Here is a 22,023-nt window from a genome sequence, read left to right on the forward strand (position 1 = left end):
GCATGGCACGAACCACCAAAGGCCTCATCCACCTGCAGGAGCGCAACCGCGCCCGCGACTACTACAACCCACTGCGCGGGCTCGATATGCCGCGGCTGGTCCGCCTCATTGAGGAAGGCGAGCGTGGTATGTTTGGCGACCTGCAGTGGCTCTACCGCACGATCGAAAAGCGCGACGCCACGGTTAAGGGACTCAAGGCTCGCCGCCTCTCCGAACTCAAGAAGCTCGATTGGGATATCCAGATCCCCGACAAGCTGCCGCGCGGGTTCACTGCCAAGCAGGCCGAGCGCCAGGCCACCACGCTGCGCGAACGCTACGAACGCATCGAGAACCTGCCGCAGTCTTTCGAAGCCCTCGCGCTGGCGAGCTTCCGGGGATTCGCTCACCTCGAGCCGCACTACCAGGACAACAACCGGTCGCTGCCGATCGTGCGCCTGGAGCCGGTGCCGCAGTGGCACTGGGTGCGCCATCCCGACAACTGGGAATGGATCTACGACGCCACCGCTGAGAGCAACTGGACGATGGGCACGCCGATCGATCCGCGTAGCTGGATCATCCGCACGGTCGACGACCCGATCAATGAAATCGCCTCCATCGCCTTCCTGCGAAAGAACATGTCGCAGAAGGATTGGGACGCGTTCATTGAGGACTTTGGCATCCCGTCGATTTTTGGTGTCTTGGGCGAAAACACGCCGGCCGATATGGTCGAGAAGTGGCTGGCCCAAATGGAGCGGGTCACCGGCAACAGCCGCGGCGCGTTGCCGCCTGGATCCGACATCAAGTCGGTCGCTTTTGGCCAGCAGGGCGAGACCCCGTTCAAGCAGCATAAGGATGAGCAACGGGAAGAGGTGGTGCTCGCCGGCACCGGCGGTCTGCTCACGATGCTCACCGCGGCGACCGGGCTCGATGGCGGATCCAATGCCGATGCGCACGACGCCGCCTTCCAGGCGCTGGCGATCGCCGAGGCGATGGAGATCTCCGCGATCCTCCAGACGCAGTTCGACAAGCCGCTGCTCGCTACGGAATACCCCGGCCAACCTGCCGTCGCCTACTTCGAACTCGCGGCCGTCGATGAAGAGGATCGCAAGGCGCTGGGCGAACTCCTGGTCAATCTCAAGAGCGCCGGCTTTGAGGCGGAGGCCGATGAGATCGCGGAAAAGGTGAACCTGAAGCTCACCAAATCCGGCGCGGTCGCGATGCCGGGTTCTGTCCCGAGCCAAGATCCCGATGGCAAGAAGCCGGCGGACGAAAAGACCGCCGAGGACGAACCCAAGCCGGGCGAGCCCAAGCAGGAACCCGAGGCGGAAAAGCCGCACACCAACCGTGCCGAAGGACAGGCAAGCCGTGCCGGTTCTCCGCTGGACGACGTGCGCGAGCGCTTGTTCCTGGCTATCGCCAAAGAGCAGTTCAGCGAAGCCGATCGTCGCCGCCTCACACCGCTCGCCCGTGCGCTTGCTCTGCTGCCCGACGATGCGACGGACGCTGAGTGGCTCGCTGCCTTTCGCGAACTCGAGGAAGTCTTCCCGCAGATCTACGCGACCGTCCTGGCGGACGATCCCGAACTCGACGCCGTCGATGCCAACGTCATCGCGACGGCTTACCGCAGCGGCCTGGAGGAAGGGAAGCAGGCCCGAAACATCAACCCGGAGAAATCGCCGTAGAAGCACGATCGGCCCCGTGACCCGCCCGTGGATAGCCACTCGCCCCCGATAACGCGCCTTAAGCGCCTTTTAAGCCGCCACAGCGCCTTCCAAACCATGAACCAGAGTCAGATCTCAGCCCCATTCCTTAACCGCGAAGGTGAATTCGACCCAGACGGTTGGTTTCACCTCGTGCCCAAGGGCACCTTTCCGATCACCCGCCTGGAGAAGGACGGCGTGCGCCGCACTTACTTCCAGGTCATCGATGACACCGCCGTGGATCGCATCGTCGCGGCGTTTGCCAACAAGCAGCAGGCCGATCCCGGCTACCGCATCATGGTGGGGTTTGAGCACTTCGCCCACCAATCCGACAAGAGCAGCGAAGCCGCCTGCTGGGTGGATGCCATGGAGGTCCGGCCGGACGGCGTGTGGGCCAAGGGCAAGTGGACCGACATCGGTGAGGCGGCGGTGAAGAACCGACGCTTCCGCTACCTCTCGCCGGTCTGGTTCCCGCGCCAGACCGAGACGATCGCCGAGAACCGTTTCCGCCCCGTCGAGGTGAACGACGCGGGACTCACCAACAAGCCCAATCTGGGCGACGCGCTCCAACCGTTCTGGAACCGCGAAGAATTTAACGGCCGTGAGGCCAGCACCCACCAACCCACCCATCAAAACACCATGAAAGATCGATTGATCGCACTGTTCAAAATGGATGCCGGCGCGACTGATGACCAGGTCATTGGCCAGGCTACGGCGTTTATGAATCGTGCCGCTGAGCTGGATACGCTCAAAGGCACCCACGACACTCTCCGGACCACCCACACGGCGCTGGAGAATCGCTTCAAGACCTTGCTCTCCAGCTCGGTCACCGCCGAACTCGAGGCCAACAAGGACGTCATCCCCGAGGGCCAACAGGACGCTTGGAAGAACCGTCTCGAGGCCGACTTCGACGGCACGGCCGCGCTGCTCCGCGGCCTCAAGCGCCCCGAGAAGGGCAAGACTCACAGCCCGGTGCACAAGCCCGGCAAGGGCGCGGCCGCGGCTGCGACCAAGACCGAGGGTGAAGACGAGTCCGCCCAGGACGCGTTCATGAACCGCGTCGCGGAGGTCATGACCAAGCGCGACCTGGACAAGGCCGACGCCATCGCGGCCGTCGCGAGCGATGAACCGGACCTCTACGCGGCCTACCGCGAGGAACTCAACAGCGGCGAGTAAGCCGCTCCGCCAATCACCTCAACCCGGAGCAACTCATGTCTCAAAAAATCACCGCCAGCGACTCCAACTACACGACCCTCACCGAGGCCGTCGCTGGTGCCCTCGATAACAAGGAAGATTTCCTCGTCTCCGTGAACGCGGCCGGCAAGGCCGTGCTCTACGACGGCACGTTCCCCGCCTTCGGCGTCATGGTATCCAAGCTGCAGGCCGGCGAGACGGCTGTGCGAGTGCGGATCCTCGGCAAGAACGGCACCGTGCGCATCAAGCAGGGCGGCGCGATCGTCCCCGGTGTCCGCGTCCAGGGCGACCCGGCCGATGGCATGGTCGTCACCGCTGCGGCCGGCGGTCGCACGCTCGGCATCAAGCTCGATCGCGCTGGCATCGGCAACGGTGCCGACGGCGACGTCATCGAAGTCGCCGACGTCGTCGAGGGCGACACGCCGGTGCCCAGCGCCGTCGCCGACGGTGCCACCGTCGCGACCGTCGTCACGGCGCTGAAGGCCCAAGGCATCTTCATCGATCCGTAAGCCCCTGCGCCCGGATCCATCCTCTCATCAACCCATCACGATAACGGAATATGAAATCCAACGTCACCCATAACCCGGTGCTCTCGGCGACCTTTAATAAGTTCTTCGCCAGCGCCGCCGGCTACGTCGGCCTCACCCTCGCCCCGATCTTTCGAGCCGGAGAGCAGGCCTCGTCCTACTACGTTTTCGATCGCGAAAACTTTCTGAACGTTCCGCGCCTCGATGCTCGTGCACCGGGCTCTCCCTATGCTCGCAGCTTCATGAAGCTCAGCGATGACACCTTCAACTGTAAGAACTACGGCCACGAGTCGCCGGTTCCTGACGAGGTGCGCAAGAAGTATGCGAACGCCTTTTCCGCCGACCAGGCGGCGGTGCGTCGCAACGCTCGCATCATTCTCTTCAACCATGAGGTGCGGGTGAAGGCGCTCTACGATGGCAACGGTGTGCCCAACAGCACGCCCGGCACCAAGTGGGACGACTATGCCGATGCCGCGAGCGATCCGATCGGCGACGTCAAGGCCGCCAAGCGCGTGATCCAGGTGAGCTGCGGCATGATGCCCAACACTATGGCTATTTCGCAGACGGTCTACGACACCCTCACCGAGCACCCGGCGATCAAGGCCAAGTTCACTAACACCGATGGTCCCATCTCGAAGGAGCAGCTTCGCAAGGCTTTCGAGATCGAAAACCTCGTGGTCGCCGGCCAGGTGGAGAACACGGCCAACGAAGGCCAGGCGCTCAATCCCGCCTACCTGTGGGGTGACAACGTCGTGCTCGCAGTCACCAGTGCCTCGACCGACATGGAGACGCCCAACGCTGCCCGCACCTTCATCTGGGACGGCGGCAGTGGCGAAGCCGGCTCCCGCGTTGAGTCCTACCGTGAGGACAACCTCAAGTCGGATGTCCACCGCTCGGAGCACTTTGCCGACGAGAAGCTCACCGGCGCGGAGATGTGCTACCGCCTCAACAGCGTGCTCACCGCTTAAGCAGCGCGCCACCCACCCTCAACCAAAGGTCACCAGTGAAACTCAAAATCACCGATCCCAACGGCGTCGTCTACAACGGTCAGACGCTCGCCAAAGGCACGGAGGTCGAAGTCTCCGGCCCGCACGCCGACGCCTGGCTCCGCTTCAAGCAAGCGCAGAAGGTGCCGGAGAAAACCGGGAAGGGCTCCGGCAAGTAGCCGCGTCTCTTCGAGCCCCTCTCTCCGAGCGGGGGCTCCTTAGAGCCGCAACTCCTGACCCTCTGGAATAATTCCACATGCCCATTACCTGGATCCCTCTTACCGTCGCTCAGCTCGACACCGCCAAAGCCGCCGCCTTGGTCGACGCGCTGCAGACCGCTGCGCTCGCCGATGGGCAGGCGGATCCGCTGCCGGAGATCATCGGCAACGTGGTTGCGCGGATCCGCATGGAGATCGCCGCCGGCGGTCGCACCGTGCTCGCGGCCGACACCACCACCATCCCGCCGTCGCTCAAATCCCTAGGCCTGCGGATGGTCCTGCGCGAGGGACAGTCCCGGCTGAATGTCGGAGGCGCGCTCGAACTCTCCGACCAGGAGAAAGAGGAGTGGCGCCAGGATGTGCGTCTGCTCGAGCGCATCGCCAAGGGCGAGATCACCGTGGAGTCCAGCGACGCCCCAGAGGCCACGCCCACCGTGCAGAGCAAAACCACCACGCCTTTGATCACCGCACGGGACCGCCAGTGGACCCGCGCCAACCAGGACGGCGTCTGAGCCATGTTCGAAGACGAGCCCAAGTTTGAGCTGCCGAAGGCGCGACCGGTCATTGGATGGCCGGGCGGCAAGGGGCGTTTGCTCAAGCACATCCTGCCCCATGTCCCGGACCACTTGGTCTACGTGGAGGTGTTTGGCGGTGGGCTCGCTGTGTTCCTGGGCAAGCCGCCGAGCGACGTCGAAGTGATCAACGACATCAACGGCGATTTGGTTTCGTTCTACCGCTGCTGCAAATACCACCTCGATCCGCTGCTCGATGAGTTGGACCTGGTCACCAACTCCCGCCAGGAGATGGAAGACTTTCTGCGGCAGCCGGGCCTCACTGAGATCCAGCGCGCGGCGCGTTGGTTCATCCGCAACAAGATCTCTTTCGGCGGCATGGGCGAGACCTTCGCGGTGTCGCGGGTTCGCCCGCTGGGCTCGCGTGTCAATCGGTTGACCGCTATCCGTTCGCTCAATCGCCGGCTGGATCGCACCACGATCGAGAACGTGTCCTGGGAGAAGTGCCTCGACCTCTACGATCACCCCAAAGGCTTCTTCTTTTTGGATCCGCCTTACCTGGACAGCGGCGGCGGTGCCTACAAGGGCTGGAGCGAGCTGGAGCTGGAGCGCTTCGCGATCGCCGTCCACGGCCTGCAAGCGAAGTGGATGGTCACCTTCCAGGACTGTGAGCAGGTGCGCACGGCGTTTGGCGGCAAACGCATCATCCCGATCGAGCGCGCCAACGGCATCGGCAACAATCACGGCAAGACCGGCCGCACCTACCGCGAGGTGATGATTCTCAGTGAAGACGCCCCGCGCGGCCGTCGCCGGAAGGGAGGGTCGGCGTCATGAAGCTCTCGGCAAACTTAACGACCGCGAACGACCGAGCACAAACTCGGACGAACTCGCCTCACCTCGCACGGACAACCGATCGTAATCTTTCAGCCGTTGATAGCACGCTCCCTAGTAAGGCCACACGCATCGCATGCCGCGGTGCGCTCAGGTCGCTAGGTTGCAATGCTGACTCTCGCGCTACTCCCCCCGCCATCTCTCTTCGCGTTTTTGACACCGGGCCTGCATTGTATGGCCACCGCGACAGAGTTCCTCACCGAGTATCTGAGAAACCCGAAAGTCATTCCGCTGCTGATCTATCTTTTCTCGGTGCTGAGATCGTGTTCCGCGCGGAACAATCGGGAGGTGCCCGGTGAAGTTCGCCCGGCCGATACCCTTCCGCGAGGCGCTGGACGCGCAGGCGGTGCGCTCGCTGTTCCCATCGTCAATGTCGTCGGCCGAGATCGCTCAGATCCCGGCGCGGATCTTGGAGCGCGCCCGGTTCAGCGCCAAGGTGCGCAACCTGGAGCACCTCGCCGTGATCGACGACGTAGCAAACGACGTCACGGCCGGCGCTCTCGACGTCGCGACCGCCCGCCTCCGGATTAAGCAGTTTGTCGCTTCCACCGGCTACCAGGCCGATGAGTCAGCTCGAGGCGGTCTGCAGGACTTTTTAAGCACCGCTCGAACCGACCTGCAGGTGCGCATGAATGTGCAGCTCGCCCAGGGGGCCGGCTGGCACCAGCAGGGGCAGGATCCCGCCATCCTCGATGCGTTCCCGGCGATGGAGTTTGTGCGGGTGGAAGCCCGCGACGAGCCGCGCCAGGACTGGCCGCGCCGCTGGAACGCTGCCCGTGCCGCCACCGTCCTGGACGGCGCGACCGATAGCAGCACCGGGCGCATGGTCGCGCTCAAGGGGCACCCGATCTGGCCGGAGCTTTCGCGCTTTGGGCTGCCCTACGAACCTTTCGACTACAACAGCGGCAAGGGCACCGAGGACGTGAGCCGCCAGGAGGCCATGGATCTCGACCTCATCGAGCGCGACACCGTGATCTTCCCCGACGACCGGGGCTTCAATGCCGACCTGCAGGCGCGGCCCAGCGCCCGCAGCGAGCGCCTGCGCGCCGCGATCGAGGCCACCGGCATCGGCCGCTTCGATGCCGGCGGCGTGCTGCACTACATCGACCCGGACGGAGGGAACAACTGATGGCTATCGCCCCGCAGTTCACCTTCGACGATCCGCGGCGATTCCCGCCGCTCCTGCGCCTGTCCGATCGCATCAAGCGACCGGAGGTGCGTCGGGTCATGGGCCGCGCGATTGCGACGTCGCTTCGCAAGCATTTCTCCAAGCTCGATCGCGAGCGGCCCAACAAGCTCGGAGGCCGTCGCACGCACTTCTGGGGGCAGGTCCGCCGCAGTGTGCAACAGCCCGCGCTCATCGCCGACGAGGGCGTGATGATTTCCATCAACCACGTGGGCATCGCCCAACGCTACTTCGGCGGCATCATTCAGGCGCGGCCGGGCGGCAAGCTCACCATCCCCGTGCACCCGGAAGCGCACGGCCGACGGGCGCGGGAGTTCGATCTCACGCCCATCTTCTTCGCCGACGGATCCGGGATCCTGGTCGACGACACCAACCCCAACGCGCCCGGCGGAATCGGCGAGGTTTACTACCGGCTGGTCGACCAGGTCGACCAGGAGCCCGATCCCACCGTCTTGCCCGATGACGACCAGCTCGAAGCCGTGGGCCTCGATGCCGGCGAAGACTACGTGCGCACCCTCTTAGCCAGGGAGAAACGCTGAGCCATGCCCACCGACCCACTCCAGACTCCCATCGACACCGCGGCCGACCTCATCAGCGCGCACGCCTACTTCGCGGCCGATCCGGCGCTCACCGCGCTCACCGAGAAGGTGGGCAACCTCACCAACGCGCTGCTCACCAATCTCGGCAAACTGGGCCTGTCGATCGCCGTGCTCGCTCCGGAACTCGGCGACCTGAAAACGCGCGGCGATGGTTTCGAAGCCGAGCTGCCCATCGTCGTGGAGATCTCCGAAAACGTGATGCTCAACAAGACCGACCGCGGCGCGTGGGAGGCGACCAAAGAAGTGGTCCGCGCCCTCCACAAGAAGCCCAACGGTCTCGACCCGGTCGGGGCGATGCACCGCGCCGGCATCAACGAGATCTCCATCAACCCGGAGCTGGCCGCCAAGCGCATCCCCCACGCCAAGTTCCTCGTGTATCACGTCTATGCATACACACGCGTCATTTTTTAACCCACCACCACCAATCCAACCCTAACCACGGAAAATCATCATGGGACTCGATTCCAACCTCCATCACACTCGCGCTGAGATTCAAGGCACCTCCTGGCTTGCCGGAAATATTGGCGCTCTCACCAAGGCCGATGCGATCGCCGGCGGCCTGCAGGACATGGGCAACTTCCTCGGCATCGAAATCAAGGGCGAGACCGAGAAGGAGCCCATCCTCAAGGCGCTGCGCGGTCGCGTTACCAAGAGCGGCCACACCGGCGGCATGATCTCGCTGGGCTACGAGTTCACCACCCGTGAGTTCGCCGACGCCCGTAAGTTCAAGTTTGCCCTCATGGGCAGCGAGACCGACCCGTTCACGCAGGCGGCGCTCGCCGGTGTCGACAGCACCGCGCTCGCCTTCACTGCGCAGGTGCCGTCGAAGGCGGGCTACTGGTATCCGCTCTTCTACCAGGGCACCCACGTGCACGCGCTCACCAGCGTGACCATCGCCGGCAAGGAAGAGGGCGTCGACTTCGAGGTGGATCTTAAGATGGGTCTCATCCGGTTCATCGTGGCGCAGACGGCAAACGTCACCTGCGTGCTCACCGGCCCGGCGATCGATGCGGCGCACAAGGAATACCTCATTGGCGTGCAACCGCGCGACCGCGTCGTCTACAGCGGCTACTGGAGCGTCGCCGCCTTCGATCAGGATCCGAACAACAACCTCGTCATGCGTCACGAGTTCTTCTCCGGCGATCTCACGGTGACTCAGTGGCCCAAGGTCGATCACACCGGCCAGAGCGAGCTGAAGTTCCAGATCGATATCACCCACGACAACCCGGTCGCCTTCCACCGCGACTAAGCGAACGGCGGCTGGCCCTCCTCAACTTAAAGGACACGTCCCATGAATCTCATCCTCGAAACCACCACCGGAAGACCGACCCCGGCCGGCACGGTGCCTCAGCTCCCGCGCGCATCGACCGATGCGACCCTGCAGCTGGTGACCAACGGGGTGGCGGCGCTGCTCCCCGAGGGCCAGCCCGTCGCTCTCAAGATCTACACGCCCGACGACCTGGTCACGCCCGTCGCGACCTTCAGCGTGTGGGCTCGCAATGCAACCTATCAGCTCTACACGGCGACGCTCGCCCCATTGACCACGGGTCTCGCCTGGCTGCGTGAGAAGACGCTGCGCGCCCGTGTCTCTTACGGCACGCCCAACGTCGACTCGGAGCTGTTCCACCTCATGCTGGGCGGCTCCGGCGGCGCTGCGCCCGACCTCCCGCAGATCGTGATCACGCAACCGGCCGGACCCGTGAAGCAGACCGTCTCGCTCGGCGCGAAAACCGGCAACCTCAAGCTCGAAGCCTACGGCAACCACGTCGTGCAGGCCGACGCCAAGGTGAACGGCATGCAGCTCTACGCCAACACCGCCCCGGTCGGCGCCGATGTCCTGGTCGAGTTGCGCAAAGGCGGCGTGGGCACCGGAGCGGTCGCAACGCTCTCCGCCGGCTCCAAAGCCGAGCGGACACCGTTTGATCCCGTCGTGAACGTGGAGGCCGGCGACGTCCTCGACTTCGAAGTCATCCAGATCGGCAGCACCAAACCCGGCGGCTACCTCAGCACCGAGATGGAACTCGAACTGGTGTGAGGAGCGAAGCGCACGAAACACCCGCAAAGAAAGCCATGAAGCACTTCATCAAAGACTCCTTCTCGCGTGGTCTGCTCTGCACCACGCTCCTGGTCTGGGCCCTCGCCCTGACCGCCCTCCAAGCCGACGCCCAGGACATCCCCTGGGAGGACGTGAACAAGACCGGCTCCGATCCGCGCGACATCGGCGCGGCCTCGATCGCTGAGGTAACGTCGCGCGCACCGCGCCAAGGTGTCGCGAGTGCAGGAACTCGCTATCTTGCTGCGATCAAGCCCGGCGTGATCGATCCGGGAGCTGGCGATCTGACCGTTTTTGGCTGGTTTCGGAAAAACTGGTCGGTTTCTTCCGGGCTGACACTTTGGAGCAACCTTGATAGCAATGTGGGCCTCGCGATGCAGTCGCGCCCGAACGGTGTTTTGCGAGCACTGCTCGGCACCGGCTCGACGGTGGCCTCCTTTGATTCAGCCGCGCACGGATTGGAGGACGGCGATTGGGCCCTCGTGGTTTTACGGCAGGACGTGGATGGGAATCTGTCGTTTTCTATCAATGCGCTGGATCTAGGAGCCGCAGATATTTCCGCGCACGCGGCACAGACTCGCACCTCGGTTGGCAACTGGTGGTGGGGGTCAGACGGATCCACGGACGCAGCGCTCACGATGGGCGAGTGGGGCGTCTATGCGGGGCTGTTGAGTGATGCTCAGATTCGCAAAATGCACGCAGCGGGAACTGCGCGTGGACTCGGTATCACCTTTCTGCATCATCTTGTTCCCTCCGACTCGCTCGCCGCTGGCCTCTTTGAGGATATATCGGGTCATAACAAGCACGCCGTTCTTGGTGCGTTACCGGAGCCTGGAGGTGCAATTGAAACGGTGCTGCCCATCGACCTGCCGACAAATGTTCCGGCGCAGGCATTGGTTGGTGACGGGAGCGGCGGCGCGGGCTTGTCGGCAGCTCTAAACGCACAAAAACCCGCTAACGCTACCGGGAGCGTAGCAGTTTTGTGGGAGGGGCTCTACCCGCAAGATGCGACGAGCACTGTGCGGATACTTGGCGTCCTGACTTCCAACAGCACAGACGTTTGGGCCGCTCGCCATTTCTCGTTAGCCTATAGCAGCGCAGGCGGCGTTATCGTGCAGCTGCTAGGTGCAACCACGTCGGACAAGCGCTATATGCAGTCCCTGCCTCTGCACTCAGTTCTGAGCGCGCTCGGGGCGCGTGGAGTCGCCGTTTGCATGGTCGCAGGAATCGATCGTCATGCAGGTGCTCCGTTTGTGTTGCTTGGGGTCGGAGGGATGGTGCTAGACGTGACAAACCAGTTCACTGAGGAGGAGGGGGGGAGCAGCCCACCCGCATGGACTGACGAAATCGACGGCGACTATTTGCAGGGGATCAAGCGCAACGGCACTACCGGCAGCGCGCAAACCCTCTACGCACTCGAACTCCTCAACGCTCCCATCACACTCTCTGATTTAGGATACCGCATGCGTAACTTCGCGTGGCACGAGAAGTTCGCCCGAGGTGATCAGACTCCAATTTATGAAACAGATTTTTCGACGAGCGTCGGTTGGTTGGCCTCGAACGCATACTCACAGGTAGCCTCTGGCCAGTTGCAGTATCTTGGCTCATTTGATTCGACCGCTTATCGGTCGATTTCGGGGCTCGTTCCAGGCCAAATGGTCGTCCTGCGTTTCACGGCGGACGCGTCGGGCTTGGTCAAGTTTGCAGATTCAGTCGGTGGGGCGATCTCGACAGAATACGGTCTGAATACGCAAACTTTGGCGGTAGGGCCAAACGAGTTTGTAATGACGCTAACCAACGCCGGAGCGGACGGGGTGGCGAACTTCGGGATACGTGGGATTGCTACCGGCCCGGCTTTTAACATCGATAATTTGGAGATCGTTGCGCTCGGCATCACCGCTGCACTCGATCTCCGAGAGGGCGGTGGATTCCAGCCCAAGAACCCGAGATCCGGGAATGGTTCGGGAAATTTCGTGCTTTCGACTACAGGTGTCAGTTGGGCGAAACCAGCGCCAATCGGTAAGCGAATCTCGATCACCGAGAGCTTCGATCACACCGAGATCAGCTCAACCACGGCAACGACCCGCCTCGGCTGGCAACCGCCAGGCTACGGTGTGGTTTCGGTCCGCACTCAGATTATCGAGGCCTTTGATTCAGGCACTACGCTCCGGGGTGGCACTGGCGCACTCTCCACGCAGTTTGCCAGCGGACTCGCATTGGATTCCGTTGGCTTCGACGGGCAGGATTCCGCCGACAAGAACCCAGTCAGTGCGTCCTCAAACGGGTCGATCTTCCTCACTAAATCTGGCGCGACGACACAGGGGCAAGTTGTCGTCACCTTCATACTCGAACGCGTCTTTTAACCCATCGTATCCGACATGAAATTACGAAACTTCATCACCCTTGCGCTCTGCGCTTTTTTTGCCGCGTCGGCTTCCGCTGCACTCGTCGTCCAGGTCGTCACCATCAAGCCGGTGATTGGTGACGGTCAGTTAATCGTCGAATACCAGATCGTCGATGACCAGGACACGGTCGACACCGCCGACGACGTCGTCCTCCGCCACGGCGATCAATGCGTCATGGCCTACGACGCCAACACGTCGACCGCCGCCGTCCAAGCTGCCGCCTACGAGGACAGCTGGATCAAAGGCACCACCACGCCGCCCGAAGGCTGGACGCCGCCATCCCCGGAGTCCGAGGGCGAACCCGATCCCGAGTAAACACTCAACCCCATCCGCACCACCATGTCACAACTCACCGCCAAAACCATCACTGTGCCGGCCGGTTCCGTCGGCCGTCAGATCTCCGTCAATCGCCTGCCGTGGCGTCGTGCTACCGAGCTGCTCAAGAAGCTCTCCGCCCACATCGGGAAGTTCTCCGATCTGGTGAAGAAACCCGCCGACGGGCAGCCCGCGACCTTCGACGTGGAGGGCGTATTGCCGCGCCTGGTCGACCTGATCACGAGTGTCGAGGAACTCGGCGACTTCCTGCTCGAGCACGCCACCGACCTCCAAGCCGCTGAGGCGGAGAAACTCGATCTGGTCGACGCCGGCGCGGTGCTCTCCGCGGCTTGCGAACTTAACCTGGGAGAGGATCTAAAAAACTCCTTCGCCGGAATCGCGGCCAGTCTCAGCGCGTTGGTTCCGGCAGCGACGAAGACGCCTACGCCGACATCTACCTCCACCTCGCCGAAGGCGGCATAAGTCCCGACTACCTCGACCGCTGCTCCTTCTGGGATCTCGACCTGCTCATGCGCCGCGCCAATGCCCGACTTGAGAAACGAGGCCCACGCCTGTTCTGACCGATGCCGCAAAACCTCGAAGTCCGTCTCTCGTTCCTGCCCAACTTCACCGGGCTCGATCGCTTCGTGCGTGGCATCGAGAACCGGATGGAGCGGGTGCGCGCCCTGCAGCTTCGCCTGGAGCGCGGCGCGCAGCAGACCAGCCAACTCCTGAACACAGTCGCGACCGCGGCCAGCGGTGCGGCCGTCATCAATTTCTTCCGCCAGGGTTCGCAAGCCGGCGTGGAGTTTAACGCCACGCTGGAGCAGGCCGAGCTGGGCATTGCGGCCGTGCTCAAGCAGTTCGACCGCAAAGGCGAGTATCAGAACTTTGACGACGCGATCACCGAGGCCGGCAACGCGATCGACCTGCTGAAGGCCAAGGCAATTTCATCGCCGGCGTCGTTCTCCGCACTGGTGCAGGCGTTCCAGGGCACGGTCGGCCCGATGACGGCCGCCAACATCCAGCTGCGCGACCAGGTCGACCTCATCGTGAACATGTCGCAGGCCCTCGCCGGCCTCGGCATTCGTGACGAGCAGATCCTCCAGGAGACGCGGGCACTCATCACCGGCAACATCAACGCAGATGCCGCGGCGGCGAAGATCCTCGGCATTACCGCGGCCGACATCACCGCGGCGAAACAACGGGGCGAGTTGTTCGAGTTTCTCAGCTCCAAGATCGCCGCCTTTGCCGAGGCCGGTGAGCGCGGTGCTGGCACGCTCAACACCCTCAAGAGCAATCTGGGCGATGCCTTTGAGCAGCGCACGGCCGACACCGCCACGCGCCTCACCGACAAGCTGAAGGAGTTCTACGCCAGCGCGACGGACTTCGTGCAGTCGCCGACCTTCACCGCGCTCTTCACCACCCTCAACGACAAGATCGCCGGCATCGTCGAAGCCGGCTCCTGGCTGGTGGAGTGGATGGCTGACCTCGGTGCATTGTCTCAGGTCTTTATTTCAATCGGCTCAAGTGCGGGAACCGCCCTGGTTCCGATCCTCGCACTGGGAGCTGCCGGGGTCGTTCTGCGTGGTGCCTTTGGAGGGCTGCTTTCACTCGCGACTCCACTACGTTTGCTTTTCGTTCTCCTGTCCGGCGTGGACTTCGTCGATGCCGTGCGGGACATGCGCCTGTTCAATCGGGAGCTGGGCACGGTGAAGACGTTCGCCCTGGCTAACTGGGGACAGCGCATCGCCGCCGGTCTCGCGGCAGTGGGTGTCGCCGCCGCCGCGCTCGCCGTGGGCAGCGCCGTGATCAAGGGGCTCGAACAGGCCGCAATCAACCGCCTCGAGCGCGAGGATGCCATCCGCCAGTCCATGGTCGACCAGACGCAGGAGTTGCGCGACCAAGTGCGAGCGGCGACCACGCTGGCGGAGTTGCGCAACGTTGGCACGAGCGCGCAGGAACAGGCTCAAGCGCTGGTGACTCAGATCGCCGACCTCGAGGAGCGCCAACAACGCGCGCAGGCCAACCGCGACCAGGCGATCGCCAACGGTGCGGATCCCTTCATGGCCAGCCTCTCGTTCCGCGGCCTGAGCAAGGAAGAGGCCGATCGGCTGCCGATCATGAAGCAGCAGCTGGTGGAACTCTACCGCACCATGAAGTTGCTGCGCGATCCGCAGGCGGTGCTTGCCAGCCAGGAGCAGGAAGCGGCGACAAAATCCAACGAGGCGGCGGTCGATGAGTTGGTGAAGAAACTCGCGGAGCTCCGCATCAAGTGGGACGAAGCACGGCTCGCGCAAATGGCTCCCGGCGATCGCGCCCGCGAACTGCTCGCCCGGCGGGAGGCGTTGTATGCCGAACTTGATGCACTGGGGCAGGACGCCAACGACCCGCGCAACGAAGCCCAGCGCCTCAACCTGCAGATCCGGATCGCGGCCGTCACCAACGACATCACCGCCGCCCAGAAGGAGCTGCAGCAGGCGACTGAGGACACGGCCCGCGCCGCCCAGGAGCGGGAGCTTTATCTCCTGGAGACTCAGGCCCTGCAGGCCGAAGCCGCGGGCAACACCGTGCTGGCTGAGCAGCTGCGGGAACAGATCTCGGAGCTGGAGCAGATCCGCGACCTCGGCGAGCAGCACCGCGACATGGTGGAGTCTCGCCTCGAGGCGGAGCGGGCGGTCTCGGCCGAGAAACGTGCGCAACTCGCCATCGAGCAGGAACTCTCCAACCGCATCGCCAACGTGCGCGCCGCGCTCACAGTGGTGCAGGCGAGTCCGCTGCTCACTGACACGCAAAAGGAGGCCGCCCAGCGCGCCGCCTTTGATGACGTCAACCGCGCCCTCGAGGAGCGGATCCAGTTGCTGCAGCGCCAGGCACAATCGGCCAGCGGTGACGAGGCGCAGACCATCCAACAGCGCATCGATGGCTACCGGGCGGAGCAGCAAGCGATCGAAGGACAGCTCGCCGCGATCCAACAGCTCACGCCGCGGCAGGGAGCGATCGCCGGTCTGGTCGACTACCTCAACACGATCCCGACTCTGGCCGAGCGCGCCCGCCAATCTCTGGGCTCGATCGCGCAGTCGTTGCAGCAGGGCATCGGCCGAGCCCTGGACGGCCTGTTCACGCGGACGATGAAGTGGGGCGACGCGTTCCGCGAGATCGGCACCTCCGTGGTGCGCGGTGTCCTGGACAGCCTCATCAACCTCGCGTCGCAGTGGATCGTGCAGCAGCTCATCATGGCGGTGATGGGCAAGGCCCTGCAGGCCGCGCAATTGGCCGCTCTGGCTCCGATTGCGGCCGCGCAAGCGGCCTTGTGGGCTCCGGCTGCGACGGCGGCGTCCATCGCCACGCTCGGTGCCGCGGCGGTCGAGGGCGCGGCCATGGCCAAGGCAGCCATCCTCACCTCTGCGATCGGCTTCGCGACGGGCGGTCTGGTGAGCGGTCCTGGCACGGGCACGAGCGACTCGATCGCGGCGCGGCTCTCCAATGGTGAATTTGTGCAGCCGGCCGCGGCGGTCTCGCACTATGGCGCCGACTTCATGGAGGCGATTCGCAACCGCACCTTTGACCCGGCGCGAGCGGTGGCATCGAGCATCACCCGCCCGGCGACGGCGTCACAAGGTGGCGGATACGGCGGCGGGGGCGCGGGCGGCGGTATGGACCCGCGAGCCTTTGTCGAGGCGTTTGCCGGCAAGGTTCAGTTTGTCGCGGTGAACTCCGATGCGGAGGCACGGCGGATCCAGCAGAAGGGGCAAGCCGAGGGCGACATCGTGATCATGGTGGAGCGAAATTTCGGGATCCGGAGGAAGCGCTGAGCCATGGGCACCTGGTTGCACAACGTCTCGCTGTCCGATCGCGACTGCCTGCTCATCCTGCCGGGGCTCGACTACAAGGTGCGTCCGCGCATCGGTGTCTCGTTCTCGACCCGTCTGGGCGAAGGCCGCACCGGCATCAATACCCGCAGCGGCGAGCGCACCGTGGGACTGCTCGCCCTGGAATACACTTACACCTTCCCGGTGGCAGAGCAGGCGAAGGCGGCGGAGTTTCACGCGGCACTGCTCGCGCTGGATCCGAAGCACAAGCTGGCGCTGCCGATCGAGTTCGATCGACTCACGCCGGCAGAGTTCGCCGATGACGATGTGCGGGTCTTCGATGCGCAGCACACCGTCAACTACGACGCGGCGAGCGGTGCTTACGTGCTCAACGGTTCGGGCGGTCACCCGAGCACCGTCAACCTCGTGCTCTGCACGCTCAACGCCCGGCCTTCGATGCGCCTGGCCAACGATTGGGAATACACCGTCACGGTGCGGGCCGAAGAGGACAGCCCGTGGGACGCTCGCGTGGAGATCAACACGCTGGCGCTGGCTGCCTGGACCTTCGATCCGGACTACGCGCACGCCGTGGAGGATTCCAGCGTCTGGCAGCGCACGGCCGAGCGCCTCGGCCGCGGCCGTGAAAAGGCGCTGGCCGGTGACGACGCGCCAACGATGCGCCTGCAGCGCGCCGGATTCACCTTTGTGAACCGGGCCGAGATCCGGCAGGCGCTGACGTTCTTTGCCGCCAAGCAGGGGCAGGCGGGCGTGTTCACGGTGCCGGCGTTCCTGCGGCCGGAGTGGGATGGCACCCCCGGCGGCGAGCCGGTCTTCCAAGCACGCTTTGGCAACGACACGCTCTGGCTCACGCTGGAGAATCAGGACGAAGCCCGCACCGAGCTGACGTTCCGCCAGGTGCCGATCCTCCTCGAGGGCGAGCCGGACCAGGAGGTGCCGCTCCCGTTCTTTGCCGTGAAGCTCCAGTGGGCAGGATCGGCCGTGGTTCACGCGTGGACGGATGGCGAGAAGCCCGTCACGATCGACGGGGTCGTTTACACGCCGCGTGCGATCGACGTGAAGGTGCCGACGGAGACCTTGGTGGCGGGAGAGAACGACTGGGAGATCGTCGCTCACCAGGACATCCCCAACAACCCGCTCAAGGCCTTCCCGTTGCTTGAGTTCACGCGGTCGATGAGCATCGAGATCCGCGAATATCGGGCGGCGGATCCGGACGGCAGCGCGACCGTGCGCATGGCGGGCAAGGTGCTCGATGCGCCGCGGCGGAATAAGAGCTACTACGCCCGCTGTGCGATCGTTGGCGGGCGTCTCCGTGCGAGCGTTCCGGACGGGACGGTGAAGACCACCTGCAACCACACCGTCTATGACGGGCTGTGCGGGGTGAACCCGGCGACGTTTACCGAGACCGGCGAGATCTCCGCCGTGAACGGGGCGGTGATCGACATCGATGTGGGAGCCGCCCGCGCGGCCGAGTGGTTTGCCGAGGGCTACGCCGAGATCGGCGCGGGCGACACGCTCGAGGTGCGACACATCGTGCGCAGCGCTCCGATCGCCGGCGGCACCCGGCTCACGCTTCTGCGTCCGCTCGTGGCCAACGGGGAGGGCGCGGCCGTCGCGGCCGTCGCGGGTTGTGACCTGCAGTTCTCGACCTGCCGCACCAAGTTCAACAACCGGCTCAACTTCTACGGGGCCCCGCACAAGCCGCCTTACATCGAGGCCGTGCAGAGCGGGATCAAAACCAAGATCGGCAAGTGATGAGGAAGCCCTACTACCGGACTGCAGAGCGCCGCGAGCGTCTCTTAAGCGAGGCTCGAAGCTGGGTCGGCACACCGTTTCGCGAGAACGCGGCGGTGAAGGGTCCGACCGGTGGCGTGGAATGCCGGCATTTTCAACACGAGTGTCACGTGGCGGCGGGGGCGTGTCCGCGTTTCCACATGGATGTGATGCCGGTGGAGGTAGTCCGGCATTGGCACGAGCACCACGCCGTAAGCCAGATCCTGTCCTGGCTCAACGCGCCGGAACTACGCGGTCTGGTGATGCGAGTGGACGAAGAGGACGCGCCGGCGATCGGCGACATCACCATCATCGAGACCCAGCGTGCCGCGCACCACGTGGGCCTCTGGTGCGGTCACGAAGTGCTGCACGTGGCGATCCCGGCCGGCGTCGTTTCCCACTCCACGCACGACCCGGATTTCATGCGCTTGGTGAAGTGCCACTATCGTTTGATGGAGGACGTGGCCGAATGAGTTTCCTTGTCCCCAAAACCAACCTACCGGACGGGCTCAACGACAACACGCCAGGCCGCACCGCCACGCAGAGCCCGAACTCACCGTTGCCGCTGCCGATCGGCCCCTTTAAGCTGGCGGTGCAATGGGTGACGCCGGTGCTGCACTGGCACTACCGCACCACCAAAACCAGCAACTACGCGTTTGCCTCGATCTACGGTTGGATCGGCTTGGGACCGGCGGATCAGATCCGCCAGATCCACGTGAATCGGAAGCCTTACCAGGGCGTTTACGTGCAACGTCATGAAGTCGGCGATGCGCCCTATGTGAAGGTGCTTAGCAAGGAAACGCCGGAGACCTTCACCTTCTTCTGGGGCACAGAAGCCGAGGGCGACAAGGATGCTCACCTGAATGCCCTGGTGCGCGACGCGACCCACGCCATGCATGGCGCGACCTATCCCGCCGACCGCGGTATCTTCAGCGTGTCGCTGCGCGACGTCGAGTGCGGCCAGGTCGGCCCAAACGGGGAGACGCCTGCGCTGCCCCTAGTGGAGATCGAAGGCTATCGCCGCTCGCCCAAGACTTACAGTTTCGGCCACGTCGACCACGGGGTGAACATGGCCGGAGCCGCGTGGGATCTGCTCACGCTCAAGCGCGGTGGCGGCAAGCTGGATCCGGCTCTCCTGGGCGACAGCTGGGACACCGTGATCACGAAGCTCAACACGACGGGCTTGGCCGGGATCAGCGGCACCGACTTGTTCGGTGCGATGGTGCTCGCCGAGCGGCGTGAGTTGGGGGAGCACCTGGCGGAGGTGCTGAGCTACTTTGATGGCTTCATCGTGGAGCGAAACGGCAAGCTCGAGCTGGACTACCAAGCGGCCGATGACACCACGACCGACCCGACGGGGCTCACGGTGATCAGCGAGCACGAAATGGACTCGGATGAGGATCCGACCGACGAGCCGGACAGCACCGATGAGATGGTGACGATGGTCAACGTGACCGGTCTCGACCTCGAGGCGGATCCGCCGCTCCAGGAAGCGACGGAGGGCGCGCCTGTGCCTGCCGTGCGTCGTATCCTCCAGGAGGATCGGCCGCCACACAGCGTGCAGCGACCGGGGTGGGTGCTGCGTAAGCAACTCAAGACCGCGGCGCAGATCATCGCCGGTCAGAAGGCCCTGCCGCAATGGCGGGGCACGGTGCCGATTCTGCGGCAGTATGCCTATCATCCGGACGGTGTGACGCCTCTCCGAGTGGGAGACCGCTTCGACCTCGATCGCGCCGACATCGGTCTGGATCTGGTGGTGCGCATCGTGCAGCGCGAAGAGACCGACACCCACATCGTGTGCAAGTGCGTCGGCGAGCGTGGGGCCTTCCCTCGGCCATATGAGCCCGAACCGGATCCGCGCGCCGACCTCTCCGCGCAGCCGCCGGCGGACTTGGTGAGGTTTGCCGCTGCGCAGCTTCCGCCGGACCTCAGTGACGCGGCCGACACGCTCGTGGCCATGCTGGCAGAGCGGGCGAGCACGGCGACCGTCGGCTTCGACACTCACTTCTCGGCCGACGACACCTGGCCTGGTCAGGTGATCGACAGCGGCAACATTCGCTGGGCAGTCGCGGCGACACTCCAAACCGGGATGGCCGCGACCTATGACGCCGGCACGATCACGGTCGACGAGGTCGGCATCGACTGGCCCTATCTGCAGAGTCAAAGCGACTTGGAGCAGGCCGACGATCAGCTCCTCATGTGGCGTGCGGGTGAGTGGTTTAGCATTGGCACGATCACGAGCCTGGGAGGGGGAAGCTACTCCCTGCACGTGCGGCGGGCGCGCCTCGGTTCGTTGCCGGTAGCACACGGGATCGGCACCACCGTTTTCATCATTCCGCGCAATGACCTGGTGTCGGTGACGCACGCCAGCTTCGCCGAGGTGGAGAGCGGGGGCAGCTACGACGTCCCGACCGCGACCAAGTATTTCAAGCTGCGCCCTTACTCGTCCCTCCAGGGCAACCTCACCGACTCCTTTTCCTGCGTGCTCCGTGATCCGACGCCGGATCAGGTGACCGGCTTGGTGGTGGTGATGCAACAGAAGCTGGCGAAGCTCTCCTGGACGGCCGTCGTCGGAGCGCTGGTGAATGAGTATCAGATCTACCGCTCCGCCTGGAACGGTAGCTCATGGGATGCGGATGTGTTGGCGGGCGAAACCACGAGCACTGATTTCTGGGACGTGGTGCCGGCGTTTGGGGTCTTCCGCTGGCGCGTGCGGGCGATGGGCACCGACGAAACGGATGGCACCTATTCCGACTACGTGAGCGGCACCGCCAGCCAGGTCGGCAGCAGCGACGTCGACCCCAACGCCCCGACGACGCCGAGCGCTCCGACCTTCAGCTCGCACGGCACCTATCTGTCCGATGACGGGGGTGCCTTCGCCTGGATCCAGTTGTCGCTCCCGGCGATGCCGAGCGGCGGTGTGCGTCTTCTGGTTCTTTACCGCCTCAACGGATCGACCAGCTGGACGATCGCTGACAACCGGCCAACGGCGGGCGGCACCGCCCGCATCGATGACCTGCTCGTGGGTGTCGGCTACCAGTTCGCCTGTCAGGCTCTGAGCAACTTTGGCGTCCCGAGTGGCGTTAGCAGCGTGTTGAGCCGGACGGCACCGACCGACAACACGACTCCGGATCCGCCATCCTCAGGAGGTGTGAGCAGCGAGAAGGTGGTGCCCTCGGTGTTCCCCGGAACAGGCGAGCTGCAGTTTGGCTGCCGCCTCTACTGGGATCCGACGGTCCCCAAAGATTTCAGTCACTGGGAGGTGAAAGTCACAGCCGCCAACGACGATGCATCGATAACCTACACATGGTTTTCCTCCGGGCAGTCCATCCCGATCCGGGTGGATAAGCCGGAGCTGCTCGTCTACACGAACCCACCGACGCCTGTCTCGGGGCACGCCCGCGTCCGGACCGTCGATCGCAGCGGCAACGTGAGCGCCTGGAGATACCTCGGGCAGTGCAACACCGCCACGACTAAAGGCGTCGGAACGATCGCCGAGGATGAGCGGAACGACGTCCTTACGACCGGCATCCGAACCGGCGGCACCGGCGCTCCGAAGGCTCAGGTCGTGAAGCCGTTCAACACGGTGATCAACACCGGTGCGGGCGGGGCTGAGGTTACCGTGACGCTTAGCATCAGCGGGGCAGGCTTCTCCTGGAAGCCTGACAAGGCGAACATCGATGTCTTGAGCGACGGAGTGCACGACGTGCGCTACAACTGGGACCATGTCGATAACAGCGCCTCCACGGTCTACTTGGTGATCACCCGAAAGAACGGCGCTGCTGTGGCCGCAGGCGCAGATATTCGCATTGGCGGAGATTTCATCGCCGGATCATCAATTCAAATCTGACCCAC

At 64.2% G+C, this 22,023-nt stretch carries 19 protein-coding genes; all 19 read left to right on the forward strand.

The features are described 5' to 3' along the window. Nucleotides 1-2: 2 nt before the first annotated feature. The 19 genes from K1X11_RS08255 (at nt 3) to K1X11_RS08345 (ending at nt 22,018) form a co-directional block, all read left to right on the forward strand. Nucleotides 3-1,661 carry a phage portal protein family protein gene (locus K1X11_RS08255; protein WP_221029910.1) on the forward strand — a complete coding sequence of 553 codons (1,659 nt, stop codon included), beginning with the start codon at nt 3-5 and terminating at the stop codon, nt 1,659-1,661. A 96-nt stretch (nt 1,662-1,757) separates the two neighbouring features. Then, nucleotides 1,758-2,855: a phage protease gene (locus K1X11_RS08260; RefSeq protein ID WP_221029909.1), complete on the forward strand. Its 1,098-nt coding sequence runs from the start codon at nt 1,758-1,760 to the stop codon at nt 2,853-2,855. A 35-nt stretch (nt 2,856-2,890) separates the two neighbouring features. Beyond that, complete coding sequence (locus K1X11_RS08265; protein WP_221029908.1) at nt 2,891-3,382, forward strand: hypothetical protein; 492 nt, start codon at nt 2,891-2,893, stop codon at nt 3,380-3,382. 50 nt (nt 3,383-3,432) lie between these two features. Continuing rightward, on the forward strand, nt 3,433-4,368 hold the full coding sequence (locus tag K1X11_RS08270) for a major capsid protein (protein ID WP_221029907.1): 936 nt from the start codon (nt 3,433-3,435) through the stop codon (nt 4,366-4,368). A 35-nt stretch (nt 4,369-4,403) separates the two neighbouring features. Further along, nucleotides 4,404-4,565, forward strand: coding sequence for a hypothetical protein (locus tag K1X11_RS08275; protein ID WP_221029906.1), 162 nt, complete (start codon nt 4,404-4,406; stop codon nt 4,563-4,565). A 77-nt stretch (nt 4,566-4,642) separates the two neighbouring features. Then, nucleotides 4,643-5,116: a hypothetical protein gene (locus K1X11_RS08280; RefSeq protein WP_221029905.1), complete on the forward strand. Its 474-nt coding sequence runs from the start codon at nt 4,643-4,645 to the stop codon at nt 5,114-5,116. Between the two features lie 3 nt (nt 5,117-5,119). Further along, the gene (locus K1X11_RS08285; protein ID WP_221029904.1) at nt 5,120-5,950 is read left to right on the forward strand and encodes a DNA adenine methylase; all 831 of its coding nucleotides are present in this window, start codon (nt 5,120-5,122) and stop codon (nt 5,948-5,950) included. Nucleotides 5,951-6,377: 427 nt separating this feature from the next. Beyond that, entirely contained in the window at nt 6,378-7,136 is a 759-nt protein-coding gene (locus K1X11_RS08290; RefSeq protein WP_221029903.1) for a hypothetical protein, read from the forward strand. Then, the gene (locus tag K1X11_RS08295; protein WP_221029902.1) at nt 7,136-7,732 is read left to right on the forward strand and encodes a hypothetical protein; all 597 of its coding nucleotides are present in this window, start codon (nt 7,136-7,138) and stop codon (nt 7,730-7,732) included. The genes K1X11_RS08290 and K1X11_RS08295 overlap by 1 nt, the downstream gene beginning before the upstream one ends. A 3-nt stretch (nt 7,733-7,735) precedes the next feature. After that, nucleotides 7,736-8,203: a hypothetical protein gene (locus K1X11_RS08300; RefSeq protein WP_221029901.1), complete on the forward strand. Its 468-nt coding sequence runs from the start codon at nt 7,736-7,738 to the stop codon at nt 8,201-8,203. A gap of 40 nt (nt 8,204-8,243) precedes the next feature. Further along, a complete protein-coding gene (locus tag K1X11_RS08305; protein WP_221029900.1) occupies nt 8,244-9,041 on the forward strand; it encodes a hypothetical protein in 798 nt (265 codons plus the stop codon). Nucleotides 9,042-9,083: 42 nt separating this feature from the next. Next, nucleotides 9,084-9,827 (forward strand): hypothetical protein, encoded by a 744-nt coding sequence (locus tag K1X11_RS08310; protein ID WP_221029899.1) that lies wholly within the window; start codon nt 9,084-9,086, stop codon nt 9,825-9,827. Between the two features lie 35 nt (nt 9,828-9,862). Next, entirely contained in the window at nt 9,863-12,208 is a 2,346-nt protein-coding gene (locus K1X11_RS08315; protein WP_221029898.1) for a hypothetical protein, read from the forward strand. A gap of 15 nt (nt 12,209-12,223) precedes the next feature. Beyond that, complete coding sequence (locus K1X11_RS08320; protein WP_221029897.1) at nt 12,224-12,565, forward strand: hypothetical protein; 342 nt, start codon at nt 12,224-12,226, stop codon at nt 12,563-12,565. A 24-nt stretch (nt 12,566-12,589) separates the two neighbouring features. Continuing rightward, nucleotides 12,590-13,048, forward strand: coding sequence for a hypothetical protein (locus K1X11_RS08325; protein ID WP_221029896.1), 459 nt, complete (start codon nt 12,590-12,592; stop codon nt 13,046-13,048). 101 nt (nt 13,049-13,149) lie between these two features. Next, nucleotides 13,150-16,380, forward strand: coding sequence for a tape measure protein (locus K1X11_RS08330; protein ID WP_221029895.1), 3,231 nt, complete (start codon nt 13,150-13,152; stop codon nt 16,378-16,380). A 3-nt stretch (nt 16,381-16,383) separates the two neighbouring features. Continuing rightward, entirely contained in the window at nt 16,384-18,150 is a 1,767-nt protein-coding gene (locus K1X11_RS08335) for a phage BR0599 family protein (protein ID WP_221029894.1), read from the forward strand. Continuing rightward, nucleotides 18,150-18,641 carry a hypothetical protein gene (locus K1X11_RS08340; RefSeq protein WP_221029893.1) on the forward strand — a complete coding sequence of 164 codons (492 nt, stop codon included), beginning with the start codon at nt 18,150-18,152 and terminating at the stop codon, nt 18,639-18,641. Before K1X11_RS08335 ends, K1X11_RS08340 begins: the two co-directional genes overlap by 1 nt. Then, nucleotides 18,638-22,018, forward strand: a complete 3,381-nt coding sequence (locus K1X11_RS08345) for a phage tail protein (protein WP_221029892.1) — start codon at nt 18,638-18,640, stop codon at nt 22,016-22,018. Before K1X11_RS08340 ends, K1X11_RS08345 begins: the two co-directional genes overlap by 4 nt. Nucleotides 22,019-22,023 lie beyond the last annotated feature (5 nt).

The sequence above is a fragment of the Actomonas aquatica genome, assembly GCF_019679435.2.
GTDB classification, from domain to species: Bacteria; Verrucomicrobiota; Verrucomicrobiia; order Opitutales; family Opitutaceae; genus Actomonas; species Actomonas aquatica.

Coding starts and splice junctions, on each gene's coding strand:
- K1X11_RS08255 (WP_221029910.1), top strand. CDS start 3: ATGGCACGAACCACCAAAGGCCTCATCCACCTGCAGGAGCGCAACCGC.
- K1X11_RS08260 (WP_221029909.1), top strand. CDS start 1,758: ATGAACCAGAGTCAGATCTCAGCCCCATTCCTTAACCGCGAAGGTGAA.
- K1X11_RS08265 (WP_221029908.1), top strand. CDS start 2,891: ATGTCTCAAAAAATCACCGCCAGCGACTCCAACTACACGACCCTCACC.
- K1X11_RS08270 (WP_221029907.1), top strand. CDS start 3,433: ATGAAATCCAACGTCACCCATAACCCGGTGCTCTCGGCGACCTTTAAT.
- K1X11_RS08280 (WP_221029905.1), top strand. CDS start 4,643: ATGCCCATTACCTGGATCCCTCTTACCGTCGCTCAGCTCGACACCGCC.
- K1X11_RS08285 (WP_221029904.1), top strand. CDS start 5,120: ATGTTCGAAGACGAGCCCAAGTTTGAGCTGCCGAAGGCGCGACCGGTC.
- K1X11_RS08290 (WP_221029903.1), top strand. CDS start 6,378: ATGTCGTCGGCCGAGATCGCTCAGATCCCGGCGCGGATCTTGGAGCGC.
- K1X11_RS08295 (WP_221029902.1), top strand. CDS start 7,136: ATGGCTATCGCCCCGCAGTTCACCTTCGACGATCCGCGGCGATTCCCG.
- K1X11_RS08300 (WP_221029901.1), top strand. CDS start 7,736: ATGCCCACCGACCCACTCCAGACTCCCATCGACACCGCGGCCGACCTC.
- K1X11_RS08305 (WP_221029900.1), top strand. CDS start 8,244: ATGGGACTCGATTCCAACCTCCATCACACTCGCGCTGAGATTCAAGGC.
- K1X11_RS08310 (WP_221029899.1), top strand. CDS start 9,084: ATGAATCTCATCCTCGAAACCACCACCGGAAGACCGACCCCGGCCGGC.
- K1X11_RS08315 (WP_221029898.1), top strand. CDS start 9,863: ATGAAGCACTTCATCAAAGACTCCTTCTCGCGTGGTCTGCTCTGCACC.
- K1X11_RS08320 (WP_221029897.1), top strand. CDS start 12,224: ATGAAATTACGAAACTTCATCACCCTTGCGCTCTGCGCTTTTTTTGCC.
- K1X11_RS08325 (WP_221029896.1), top strand. CDS start 12,590: ATGTCACAACTCACCGCCAAAACCATCACTGTGCCGGCCGGTTCCGTC.
- K1X11_RS08330 (WP_221029895.1), top strand. CDS start 13,150: ATGCCGCAAAACCTCGAAGTCCGTCTCTCGTTCCTGCCCAACTTCACC.
- K1X11_RS08335 (WP_221029894.1), top strand. CDS start 16,384: ATGGGCACCTGGTTGCACAACGTCTCGCTGTCCGATCGCGACTGCCTG.
- K1X11_RS08340 (WP_221029893.1), top strand. CDS start 18,150: ATGAGGAAGCCCTACTACCGGACTGCAGAGCGCCGCGAGCGTCTCTTA.
- K1X11_RS08345 (WP_221029892.1), top strand. CDS start 18,638: ATGAGTTTCCTTGTCCCCAAAACCAACCTACCGGACGGGCTCAACGAC.